The organism is Amphritea sp. (genome assembly GCF_048266285.1).
GTDB lineage: Bacteria > Pseudomonadota > Gammaproteobacteria > Pseudomonadales > Balneatricaceae > Amphritea.
Genome location: NZ_JBLWZV010000038.1, coordinates 1 through 12,383 on the forward strand (window position 1 = coordinate 1; position 12,383 = coordinate 12,383).

At 47.8% G+C, this 12,383-nt stretch carries 12 protein-coding genes; 4 read left to right on the forward strand and 8 right to left on the reverse strand.

The features are described 5' to 3' along the window. Positions 1-111 precede the first annotated feature (111 nt). The 6 genes from ACN0T0_RS19875 to ACN0T0_RS19900 all read right to left on the reverse strand — a co-directional run bounded on the left by ACN0T0_RS19875 (position 112) and on the right by ACN0T0_RS19900 (position 6,734). A complete protein-coding gene (locus tag ACN0T0_RS19875; RefSeq protein WP_417228523.1) occupies positions 112-828 on the reverse strand; it encodes a glutamine amidotransferase-related protein in 717 nt (238 codons plus the stop codon). A gap of 85 nt (positions 829-913) precedes the next feature. Then, complete coding sequence (locus tag ACN0T0_RS19880) at positions 914-1,729, reverse strand: ABC transporter permease subunit (RefSeq protein WP_417228525.1); 816 nt, start codon at positions 1,727-1,729, stop codon at positions 914-916. Then, positions 1,729-2,685, reverse strand: coding sequence for an ABC transporter permease subunit (locus ACN0T0_RS19885; protein WP_417228527.1), 957 nt, complete (start codon positions 2,683-2,685; stop codon positions 1,729-1,731). Before ACN0T0_RS19885 ends, ACN0T0_RS19880 begins: the two co-directional genes overlap by 1 nt. Next, the gene (locus ACN0T0_RS19890; RefSeq protein WP_417228545.1) at positions 2,682-3,848 is read right to left on the reverse strand and encodes an ABC transporter ATP-binding protein; all 1,167 of its coding nucleotides are present in this window, start codon (positions 3,846-3,848) and stop codon (positions 2,682-2,684) included. The genes ACN0T0_RS19885 and ACN0T0_RS19890 overlap by 4 nt, the downstream gene beginning before the upstream one ends. A gap of 182 nt (positions 3,849-4,030) precedes the next feature. Beyond that, positions 4,031-5,122: a polyamine ABC transporter substrate-binding protein gene (locus ACN0T0_RS19895; protein ID WP_417228529.1), complete on the reverse strand. Its 1,092-nt coding sequence runs from the start codon at positions 5,120-5,122 to the stop codon at positions 4,031-4,033. Between the two features lie 271 nt (positions 5,123-5,393). Next, complete coding sequence (locus tag ACN0T0_RS19900) at positions 5,394-6,734, reverse strand: glutamine synthetase family protein (protein ID WP_417228531.1); 1,341 nt, start codon at positions 6,732-6,734, stop codon at positions 5,394-5,396. Between the two features lie 296 nt (positions 6,735-7,030). On the opposite strand from ACN0T0_RS19900, the gene ACN0T0_RS19905 reads away from it, so the two are divergent. From ACN0T0_RS19905 to ACN0T0_RS19915, 3 genes are all read left to right on the forward strand, one after another. Then, entirely contained in the window at positions 7,031-7,738 is a 708-nt protein-coding gene (locus ACN0T0_RS19905; RefSeq protein ID WP_417228533.1) for a GntR family transcriptional regulator, read from the forward strand. A gap of 209 nt (positions 7,739-7,947) precedes the next feature. Then, complete coding sequence (locus tag ACN0T0_RS19910) at positions 7,948-9,327, forward strand: aspartate aminotransferase family protein (RefSeq protein ID WP_417228535.1); 1,380 nt, start codon at positions 7,948-7,950, stop codon at positions 9,325-9,327. Between the two features lie 192 nt (positions 9,328-9,519). Further along, complete coding sequence (locus tag ACN0T0_RS19915) at positions 9,520-10,341, forward strand: response regulator transcription factor (protein ID WP_417228537.1); 822 nt, start codon at positions 9,520-9,522, stop codon at positions 10,339-10,341. 148 nt (positions 10,342-10,489) lie between these two features. Here the strand turns inward: ACN0T0_RS19915 and ACN0T0_RS19920 are convergent, their stop codons facing one another. After that, positions 10,490-10,825 carry a 5-carboxymethyl-2-hydroxymuconate Delta-isomerase gene (locus ACN0T0_RS19920; RefSeq protein ID WP_417228539.1) on the reverse strand — a complete coding sequence of 112 codons (336 nt, stop codon included), beginning with the start codon at positions 10,823-10,825 and terminating at the stop codon, positions 10,490-10,492. A gap of 108 nt (positions 10,826-10,933) precedes the next feature. Next, positions 10,934-11,269 carry a winged helix-turn-helix transcriptional regulator gene (locus ACN0T0_RS19925; protein WP_417228541.1) on the reverse strand — a complete coding sequence of 112 codons (336 nt, stop codon included), beginning with the start codon at positions 11,267-11,269 and terminating at the stop codon, positions 10,934-10,936. A gap of 108 nt (positions 11,270-11,377) precedes the next feature. Here ACN0T0_RS19925 and ACN0T0_RS19930 point away from each other — a divergent pair, with 108 nt between their 5' ends. Continuing rightward, positions 11,378-12,145, forward strand: coding sequence for an SDR family NAD(P)-dependent oxidoreductase (locus tag ACN0T0_RS19930; protein WP_417228543.1), 768 nt, complete (start codon positions 11,378-11,380; stop codon positions 12,143-12,145). Positions 12,146-12,383: the final 238 nt, after the last annotated feature.

Genomic DNA, 12,383 nt, shown 5'->3' on the forward strand with positions numbered 1-12,383 from the left:
GAGATGGTTCTCCTTGTTGGTTTCGTCACCTTTCCAGCATAGCTGGTTAAAAGCGAGGGGAACCATCTCATTAAGCCGCTGATAACAGCGGCTTTAGCCAATCATTCATTATTAACGTTGCAAAAAGCCCGCCATCCATCGTGCCACTTTCTGCGAATCAGTTGCCGCACCTTCAGCCTGAAGCTCCGCCAAACCGACCTCCGCCACAGGGTCAGGAATTACCTCACCTCTACGCAGCTTCACCAGCTCGGTTTCATAGCTGAGATTAAATTCTGGATGCGCCTGCACGGTGAAAATATTATCGCCATACACTAAACCCGCATACAGGCAGAATTCAGACTTAGCAAAAACACGGGCATTATCAGGCTTTTCGATCACCTGATAACGATGCATCGCACTGATGGCAAAAGAATCAGCACCATCGGTCACAAAAGCAGGTTCACCCACTAATTGATAGCGATGCAGGCCAACACCCCAACCACCTTCATAAGCCTCAACCTTACCGCCAAAAGCTTCAGCAATAATTTGATGACCAAAGCAGATACCGAGCAATGGAAGATGACAGGCATCAATTTCCAAAATCAGCTTTTTAAGCGCTGTCATCCAATCACGCTGTTCATCGACATTATATTTTGAGCCAGTAATCACCCAGCCATCGCACTGCTGAGCATTTTCTGGAAAAACACCGTCACGGACATCAAACACCTGATACTCAAAATCGGCATCAATCAACGCAAACAACTGCTTAAACATATCGGCATAAGAGCCATACTGACCCAGCAACTCATCAGGTGTAATACCGGTTGCCAAAATACCTATCTTTTTCACTTGTTTCTCACCTTTACTACCGACCATTCGAGCCTCAAATGTGTCGCTTAGCGCCCCCAACCGGAGAGCGCCAACCAGAACCCATTTATTCCTGTTTTTCCAGCAACTTGGCCTGACGTCGCATCTGCCACATCGCCGCAATCACACCAATCGCAACCACCAGAATCATAAGTGTTGCCAGTGCATTGACCTCAGGCGAAACCCCCAAGCGCACTTTAGAGAAGATCACCATCGGCAGAGTACTGTTACCCGGTCCCGAAACGAAACTCGCAATAACCAGATCATCTAACGACAAGGTAAAAGAGAGCAACCAACCGGAGATCACCGCCGGCATGATTAACGGCAGAGTCACCAAGAAAAACAGTGATGAGGGTTTAGCCCCCAGATCCATTGCCGCCTCTTCCAAGGTTTCATCCATCTGCGACAAACGGGACTGCACGATTACCGCCACATAAGCCATACAGAAGGTCACATGAGCAATGATAATGGTCATCGTCCCGCGACCCGCCGGCCAACCGAAGGCGCTTTCCATGGCCACAAACAATAGCAACAATGATAGCCCGGTAATTACCTCCGGCATCACCAGCGGTGCGCTGATCCAGCCGGATAGCAACATCTTACCCCGCGACCGACCAAAACGACTCAGCACAAAGCCGGCCATGGTGCCCAACACCACCGCCACACTGGCGCTGATAAAGGCTATTTTAAAGCTCAGCAAAGCCGCATCAATAATCTGATCATTTCGAAACAGCTCGCCATACCACTTTAACGACCAACCACCCCAGACCGTCACCAGCTTTGATTTATTAAAACTGTACACCACCAACGCAATCATCGGCGCATACAGAAAAATAAATCCCATGGTAGCAGTGGTATTTAAAAACAATGATCTACGTTTCATTACACCGTCTCCTCTTTACCCTGACTGTTGCGTATCAGCATGATCGGCAACACCAGTACGATCAGCATCACAATGGCAACCGCAGAGGCCATCGGCCAGTCACGATTGAGGAAGAACTCATCCCATAATACCCGTCCAATCATGAGGGTATCGGAACCACCCAACAATGACGGAATAACGAACTCACCCACCGCCGGTATAAATACCAGCACACAGCCGGCAATAATACCGGGCACCGCCAACGGCACAGTGATTAAGAAGAAGCTTGTCGCCGGCCGAGCACCGAGATCTTCCGCCGCTTCCAATAGCGTCATATCCATTTTTTCTAGGGCGCTATAGAGCGGTAGCACCATAAATGGCAAGTAGGTATAGACGATACCGATATAGACCGCGAAGTCGGTTTGTAACATGATTAGCGGCTGATCAATGATGCCGGTACTCATCAAAAACTCATTCACCAGACCGTTCTTTTTCAGAAACCCCATCCAGGCATAAACCCGTAACAGAAAGGAGGTCCAAAAAGGCAGAATTACCAGCGAGAGCAATAATGCACGGGTTGAGGGCTTACTACGCGCCATCAGATAGGCGATAGGGAAAGCGATCAACAGTGTAAAAAATGTCGATACCGCAGCGATCTTAATAGAACTCAGGTAAGCATCGATATAAAACGAGTCTTCAAACAGAAAGAGGTAATTACCTAGGTTCAGCTTGAGATTGATATAGGCGTCTTCCGCATTCCAATCGAGTAACGCTGTATAAGGCGGTACGGCAATGGCGGTCTCTGAGAGAGAGATCTTAAACACCACCAAAAAGGGGATAAAGAAGAAGATAGCTAACCAGAGGGTCGGTACGGAAAACACCGAAGCCCGTCCCCAGTTTACTCGTTTAAAGACGTTGTATTTTGCCAGGCGTGAACCAGAGCCATCCACCCAGGCAGAGCCGGTTGGTGTACTCATGCTGTTAATACCACGCTGCTGTCTAGATCCCAATACAGATAGACCTCATCTTTCCAGGTCAATCGCTCACTGCTGGCCCGAGAGATATTAGGCTGGGTGACTCGCACCTCTTTACCGCTGGCTAAACGCACACGATAGACCGTCAACCCGCCCATATAGGCATATTCTTCGACCACACCACAGACACAGTTTTCTTGCTGATCCGGGGCCTCTCGGCTAATGCGCATTTTCTCAGGTCGTACCGCTACATGAACTTTTTGGTTGGGAGCGCAGCTAATACCATGGCTAACATAAAGTACAGCATCGGCTTCTTTCGACTGAATCCGCACCGAATCCGGCTGATCCTCGATCACCAAGCCTTCAAATAGGTTCACAGAACCGACAAATTCAGCCACAAAGCGACTGTTGGGATATTCATAAACATCATGGGGTTCGGCGGTTTGGACAATCACACCATGATTCATTACCCCAATCCGAGTCGCGAGAGTCATCGCTTCTTCCTGATCATGGGTTACCACGACAAAGGTCACACCTAACTCTTCCTGAATATTGATCAGCTCGAACTGGGTTTCTTCCCGCAGTTTCTTGTCGAGCGCACCTAGCGGCTCATCTAATAACAATAGCTTAGGACGCTTTACCAGTGAACGCGCCAGCGCGACCCGTTGCCGCTGCCCACCGGACAGCTGATGAGGTTTACGTTTGCCCAAATGATCCAACTGAACCATATCGAGCATCTTAGCCACCCGCTGCTTAACTTCCGACCGGCCCAACCCTTCCCGCTTCAAACCGAAGGCAACATTTTCTTCAACCGACAGATGTGGAAACAGCGCATAGGACTGAAACATCATATTGACCGGACGCTTCCAAGGCTGAATGCCCGACATATCAACGCCATCGATAATGATTCGACCGCTAGTAGGCGATTCAAATCCCGCTAACATGCGCAGCAAGGTACTCTTACCGGATCCCGATCCGCCCAGCAGACAGAACAGTTCGTTTTTATAGATGTCCAGTGAGATATTATCGACCGCGGCAAAGTCGCCAAACTTTTTAGTGATGTTCTCAATTCGTAAAAATGGCGTTGCGCCTTGTTGCTTCCACAGTGGCAACTCAGCGATCTCCGGCGATGTCACCAACCCGTTATCACTCGGCGTCTCAATCATTGTTGTTAAACTCATACTACACCCTACATGCTGATTCTAAGACTGAGCCCTGAAGTGAACTCAGCGAATTATTGATGCAGCCTTCAGCTGATTTCAATCAACTTATAACTCGATCATCCTAAAGTTGAAGGCTTACTGAATAACTCACCCTAGCGGAAGGTAGACTTCCGCCAGTGGCTAACTTAGCGACCGGTTTTAATACCCGTCCAAGCACGAGTCAGTAACCGATCAAACTTAGCCGCATGGGCATTTTGAGTGAACAGATTAGCCTTCACCTCGTCTGATGGATAGATACCCGGGTTATTCAACACCTCTTCTAGCAGCATCGGTTCAGCCGCTTTATTAGCCACCGCGTAGTAAGCATAGTTAGAGATTGAAGCGGCATTTTCGCCACGCAGAATGTAATCGATCAGTTGATAAGCAGCCTCTTTATGGGGCGCATCAACAGGAATCGCTAACAGATCAAACCAAACAATCGTACCCTCTTTAGGAATGGCATAATCAATTTTTATACCCTGCCCGGCTTCTTCTGCACGCCCCTGAGCCTGCAATACATCACCGTTATAACCGAGAGAAACACAAACATCACCGTTGGCAAGATCAGAGATATAAGAGGAAGAGGAGAACTTACGATAGCTATCGCGCACAGAACTGAGCAATGTCTTGGCTTTGGCTAGATCCGCTTTACTTTCGGAGTTTGGATCTAAACCTAAATAGTTGAGTGCAATGGAGACTACTTCTGCCGGCGAATCCAGTACCGTGATACCACAATCTTGCAACTTAGCAGCCAGCTCAGGCTTAAAGATCAAGTCCAGCGAATCAACCGGCATATCGCCAAGTCGCGCCTTAATCATATCAACGTTATAACCTAAACCAATAGTACCCCACGCATAAGGAACGTTGTGCTTATTGTCTGGGTCATGACGGGCAATTTTCTCGATCATTACCGCATCAAGGTTGCCATAATTGCTCAGTTTGGCGTGATCAATCTCAGCGTAAATACCCGCCTGTACCTGCCGCTCTAGAAATGAACCGGTGGGTACAACAACATCGTAGCCCGCACCACCAGACATCAACTTAGCTTCAAGTGCCTCATTGGAATCATAAACATCATAATTAACTTTGATGCCGGTCTCTTTAGAAAAGTTTTCCAAAATCTCTGGGCTAATGTAATCGGACCAGTTATAAAAATTCACTACCTGCTCTTCAGCAAGTGCCGTAGTCGATACCGTTATTGCCAACGCAGCCGCAAGACCAAGTTTTTTAGGGTTCATTTTGTCACTCCATTTCTGGTGCTTTAGATTTCACAGTGTTAACTGTTACATAATCTAAGCATTAACTCTTTAGATGCCGCATTGCGACGCTCATCAGAGCCACACTTTATTGTTGTTATTGTCATGGCTGCCCCTCTGATCAAGGAAGCAGCACTCAAGCTTCTCAAACTGTCGCAGTATCTTCCGCAACTAGTCAAAATGTACGTCAACCTCCGTGTTAGCTATATACCCCTCATTGGGTATCAAAAACTACCTTTTAAATATCAATTAGTTACAACAAGCCAAGATATGATTCATATTCAATATCGGAGATCTGTTCATTAATTTTTCGCTGTTCCTGCCGCTTCGCTGCGGAGAACACCCGAATAAACTCTTCACCTAGATAGGATTCAAGCACGTTACTGTGAGCAAACAACTCCGTTGCAACATCCCACTTATTCGGTAGCACTAGCTCTTGATCGCCCTCGACATAAGCATCCCCTTCTATCGGTGCCGGTGGCATCAACTTATTCTCGATACCGTACAGAGCACCCGCCAACACGGCGGCTAACACAAGATAAGGGTTCGCATCAGCGCCGGATACACGGTGTTCAATACGACGCGCCTGGCAAGGGCTTTCAGGTACACGAATGGCAACCGTACGGTTTTCGTATCCCCAACTCGCAAAGGTGGGCGCATGTGCACCCGCCATGAAACGACGATAAGAGTTCAGATGAGGTGCAAAGATCAGCATGCTGTCGGACATCGTATGCATCAGGCCCGCAACCGCATTTTTCAGAATATCGGTACCCTCTTCACCGCCGTTATCAAAGATGTTGTTACCCGCTTCATCCAGCAAGCTGAAATGCACATGGAAGCCATTACCACTCTTATCGGTATAAGGCTTAGCCATAAAGGTAGACGAATAACCATGTTTACGAGAGATACCCTTAATCAAACGCTTAAACATAATCGCCTGATCGCCGGCTAACAGCGGATCATTAACATGCAGCAGGTTGATCTCGAACTGACCAGGGCCGAGTTCAGAAATAATCGTATCCGCCGGTACACCCTGAATCTCACAGACTTCACGTACTTCGGCAAAAAAGGCTGACAGACCATCCATCTCATCAATGGAGTAACAGTCGGTTTCACTCAAACGACGACCATGCCCTTCAGACAAAATCGGTGGCTGCGGACGTTGAGTCTCTTCAGACTGACCATCCATCAGATAAAATTCCAGTTCGGTGGCCATCACCGGCGTCAAGCCCATCGCTTTAAAGCGTTTAACGACACCCGCCAACACCTGACGAGGATCACAGCCAAACGGAGTGCCATCGGGGTTAAACATCGTGGCGAGAATCTGATCACGCGGTTCCTCAGCCCAAGGCACTGGAATAGCGGCGTCGCCTACTGGCATACAGATACCATCCATATCACCGGTTTCAAATACCAGACCGTTATCGAGAACGTCATCACCCCAGAAATCAAAGCCTAAAACAGAACGGGGCAACTTCACGCCTTCCTCGAACACCTTAGTCGCAGCATTCGCTGGCAACCGCTTACCGCGCAAGTTACCGTTAAGGTCGGCTATAAATAGATCAAACTCTTTATCTTTTTCTTTATTTAACATTTTAAGATTCTCACTCGAAATCTTTTATCTCTGCCCCAGCGAAAGCATCAATAGCCCCACTAAAACGCCATGGGCCGATGCTCTGAACAGAGTCACAACACACCGTTGCAATCTTGTTAGTGTTACGTACTTACTTTTGTGATCACAAACAATAACTCAATGTGATCACATTTTTTTGTATCGGTCAATATCGACATCGACTAAATAAGTCATGTAACCTATTTAGTGATCGCATTACAACAAGAGAACCTGTTTCGAGGTTCCCAACAGAAATAAGGCCAGAACCCACTTTGATTATGGACAAGAAATCTCCGATTAAGATCACCTTAACCGAGCGCAACGACGCTGTAACTATCACTCAGTGGGTATACCAGACATTGCGCAATGCCGTCATGTACGGTGAGATCCTCCCTGGCCGAGCGCTGACCATCCGCGAACTAGCCGGCATTATGGAGGTCAGTCCAATGCCTGTCCGTGAGGCCCTGCGACAACTAGCCGCCGAAAACGCCTTAGAAATTCAGGGCAACCGACGGGTCATGGTGCCAAAAATGACCGCCATGAAATTCAATGAACTGTGTGAAGCGCGGATCGCCATTGAGTCGCATGCGGCAGCCCGCGCGCTACCTTATATCGACAGCGAGCGGCTCGAACAGCTCCGTTCACTCGACAACCTGATTGACCAAGCCCAAGAAGAGGACAACCTAGAACAGATTAGCCTGCTCAATCAGAATTTTCACCGCGCACTCTACACCGCTAACCCTCATCAAGTCACCCTGCCATTGATAGAAAGTCTCTGGCTGCAACTGGGCCCATTTATGCGCTTGGCTAACAACGAACTGGATGAACACTATCTAGTTGATCGACACAATGAAGCGATGGCAGCCATAGAAAAAAAGGACGCTTACGCTCTGCAGATCGCTATTTCTGCAGATATTCGCGAAGGGATCGCCTTTGCGGGCACGCCTGAAATGTTACACGCACTCATTGAAAACTCAGGGCATTGAGCGCACCTTAACGCTCCATTAGCGGCACGAATAAGCGACCTCTCTGTACTAAATTTGAGCTTATCAATGTTTTTTAGTTGACTTTATATTTTTGTGATCACAAAATAGTGATCACAAAATTGGCTTGGCGTATTATATTCCAAACCATATAAACGTTTTTATTCACCGGCAGCCTTCACATAAACCGGTGATTGGTAGGGAGAGAATCGATGCTCGACAATAATAGTAATTCATCCATCACTGCAGATGTACAGGCCCTCGATGCTAGCCATCACATGCACCCATTTACCAACACCGGCGCTCTGAATAAAAAAGGCGCACGAGTAATCACCCATGCAGACGGGGTTTACCTGTGGGATAGCGAAGGCAATAAGATTCTCGACGGCATGGCAGGGCTATGGTGCGTGAATATGGGCTATGGTCGCACCGAACTGATTGAAGCGGCCAACGAGCAGATGAAACAACTGCCCTACTACAACACCTTCTTCCAGACCACCCACGCCCCGGTCGCCCAACTAGCAAAAGAGATCGCCAGCGTGACCCCCGGTGACCTGAATCACATCTTCTTTGCCAATTCAGGCTCTGAAGCGATCGATACCATAATGCGGATGGTACGCCAATACTGGTCCATCCAAGGAAAACCTTACCGCAACATCATCATTGCCCGTGAGAATGCCTACCACGGCAGCACCATCGGCGGCACCAGCCTCGGTGGTATGGGCGGCATGCACAATCAAGGCGGCCCATTAGTGCCAAATATATCCCGGATTCGTCAGCCCTATTGGTACGGTGAAGCCGGTGATATGACCGAAGAAGAGTTCGGCATCGTTTGTGCCCAAGCACTCGAAGAGAAGATTCTCGAAGTCGGCCCTGATAATGTTGCGGCCTTTGTGGGTGAACCAATCCAAGGCGCTGGCGGTGTCATCGTACCACCAGCGAATTACTGGACAGAAATTCAGAAGATCTGTACTAAGTACGATATTCTGTTGGTCGCGGATGAAGTGATCTGTGGTTTTGGCCGCACCGGTAGTTGGTTTGGCTGTGAAACCCTCGGTTTCATGCCCGATATTATGTCGATGGCTAAAGGCCTGTCATCCGGATACCTACCGATTGCCGCTGTTGCTGTTGGTGATCGAATTGCTAACGCCTTTATCGAACACGATGATGACTTTAACCACGGTTTCACCTACTCCGGTCACCCTGTTGCTGCAGCGGTGGCGATTGCGAATATCCAACTGATGAAAAAAGACAACATCATCAATTATGTTGCCAAGGATATCGGTCCTTACTTCCAGCAGAAGCTACGTGAAGCCATTGGTGAGCATCCGCTGGTTGGGCATATCGAAGGGATCGGCTTAGTGGTAGGTATCGCGTTGGTGAAAGACAAAGCCACCAAAGAGCTTTATAACGGTGATCTCGATATCGGCATGATCTGCCGTGATCACTGCTTCAACAACGGCTTGATTATGCGCGCCGTGGGCAGCCGGATGGTACTCTCACCACCACTGGTTATCAGCCATGCTGAAGTCGACGAACTGTGCGAAAAAGTCCGTCTGTGCTTCGATCTCACACTAAAATCCGTTAGTTAAGTAGATAAAACGCCCGGTAAGCGGCCTCAGTGTCGTGTACCGGGACCCCATCCAACAGCATGGGCAACTCAACTTCCTTTATCTGATGGCAACGCGACTCATATAACCGGTATAGGTCGCTATATTAATGAAACAATATATGCTTTGTCGTCAGATCTTTTTACCCGATGCAATCAGACCATGAGGCATGCCATGCAAAGCAACCGTGCGCAGCATAGCGCTGCAGACAACTGGCAAAAGGATCTTGCTGCGCTTATCGATACAACACGCCTGCCCAGTTTTAGCGGTATGCTGGAGAACTTTCTCGCCAGCCAGTGTCATTTCGACACCATGTTAGTCGTCACTTTTAAGAAGTCTCTCAAACCGATCATTATCCACCCCACCAATCCCGCAGAACAAAGCCTAACCCTGCACAATTACCTCAACCGCGCCTATATTCTCGACCCGCTATTTAATGCTATCCAGAGCGGTAATCTCGGTGAAGGCGTCAGTCGACTGATCGACATCGCACCGGACAGCTTTGAAACCACTAAATATTATCAGAGCTGTTATAAAGAATTTGATCTAATTGATGAGATCAATATGGTGATCGAACTCGCGCCCAAAGTTAGCTGTGCTATCTCACTCGGACGCAGAACCAGCCGCGGTACTATCACACGGGCAGAGTTAACTCGCCTGAACGATATCTATCCAGTGATAAAATCGATCATACGGCAGTTTTGGTTATCACAATCACAGGAATTTGTTCAATATGAGAAATCAGAGGGGGCTATGAATCAAGCGATCAGCACCTTTGGTAGCGGAGTTTTAACGCCTCGTGAGCAACAGATTGCCGGCCTAATACTGCAAGGCCACTCATCCAAAGCAATCGCCAATCTACTCTGCATCAGCCTAGGCACCGTGAAAGTACACCGTAAAAATATACATACCCGGCTGAACACCTCAACCCAATCTGACATTTTCACCTTGTTTCTTGCCCACCTCAAAGAGCTAGACCCAACGGCGAGTATTTAAGGTTAGTGTTGACCATTAGATAAGACTTAAGGGTGCAGCTTAGTCGCTCACCCGAAGGCCCCTACATAGATAACAGCGCCCTAAGAATCGTATTGAATAATTTCAAAGCACTAGCTCGTTAAAGTCCGCTTTAACGCCTTTCGCCACTTCAGCTGACTGACTTTGAATAACTCTGTCGATCAATATCGACTATCTCAATAGTTACCGAGCAATTGGCCAGTTTTAGTGAATCGATAGCCGCTAAAACAGCTGCCGATAGCTTCTGTTTTTCCACCTCCGTACGGCCGGCAAGAATTCTCACGGTGACATGCACAAAATCGGCGCCAGTGTTGCCAGTTTGATAAACACTGTAGGGCAGCGCTCTCACCTTGATATCACTGCCATCGGCGGTAAACAGCGCTGAACCCAAGACCCCCTGAAAAACCGGTGACAACAACTCCTCCCCTTTCAATGATGATGAGTGCTCGATAATACAATGTGGCATAAATATTCCTGTTGTCCGGTTCCGACAGTGGCGGATAGCCCGTTATAAATACATCGAAGCAGATAGAAATTAGGGCGAGATAAGTTTCAACTTCAATTGCACCTGAGATTAAACACTCATCTCATTTTGCAGTTCTTTAAGCTCATCGAGAATACGGATAAATTTTTTACCAAAAGGTGTAGCAACATACTCCACTTTCGGCGGAACCTCGTTGTACTCAATGCGCTTAATAATGCCAAACTCTACATTTTTACGCAGACACTCATTCAGCACTTTAGTGGTTAACCCCTCCACACTGCGTACCATTTCCCCCGGCCGATTAATGTCGTCAGCCAACAACTGATATACCGTCAACGACCATTTACAGCGAAAAACAGCCTCGACCATCCGCGCACTTCGCTCAGGGGCTGAATTTCTCAAATATATTTTTTCTTTATTAATCATAAAGATGTACCCATTAGTGCCTACCTTACCGAATTGTACCTACTATTTGAAAACAGCCATTACTCGTAATCTTCATACCACATTACAGCTACCAATGAGGATTATCAGATGAACACAACACACCAACCTATTGCGCTTATTATCGGTGGATCGAGCGGCATGGGGCTAGCAACCGCTAAGCTATTATTGCAGCGTAATATAAAGACAGTTATTGTTGGTCGCAACCAAGCAAAGCTAAATAAAGCCTATGACGAGCTTTCTGCGTTAGGTGATATTAGTACAATACAAGCAGACCTATACCAACCGGATGATATCCAGGGCATCATTGAGTTTGCCAACGATCATCATCTGCATATCAAATATTTACTCAATGCGGCGGGCTACTTTAAACCCACCCCCTTTATGGATCATAACAACAGCGACTACGATATCTATCATGAGCTCAACCGTGCCCTATTCTTCATTTCACAAGCGGTAGCCAAAAACATGGTCGCGCATAGCGGCGGCTCGATCGTCAATATTGGCTCGATGTGGGCAAAACAGGCCATCAAAGCAACCCCCTCTTCCGCTTATTCGATGGCTAAAGCCGGCTTACACGCCCTCACACAGCATATGTCCATGGAGCTAGCCGACCACCATATTCGCGTTAATGCGATCGCTCCCGCATTGGTCAAATCAACTATTTTTGAATCATTTATAGACCCCACGGTCATGGACGAGACACTTGCCACCTTTAATGGTTTTCACCCCATAGGCCGCATCGGTCAACCGGAAGATGTCGCGAAAGTAGCTAGCCTGCTGTTAAGTGATGACACCAGCTGGGTAACCGGCGCGATATGGGACGTCGATGGCGGCGTACTCGCCGGCCGCAACTAAAACCCACAAGGTAACCAATAACCCTATTGGTTACCTCTCAAACAAGGACAGGCACTGCTTAAAATACCCAAAGACTCCCTAACAGGGACAGGCGCTGTAAAATTCTATAAAATTGACAACTCGATATTCCAATCCTAAGCTCAAAATCAGCATTGATTTATACATCGTTAAAAGGACTTTACCGATGACTCGACCTCGACAGGAACTCGTATCTCTTCAAGACACACCCTATTATCAT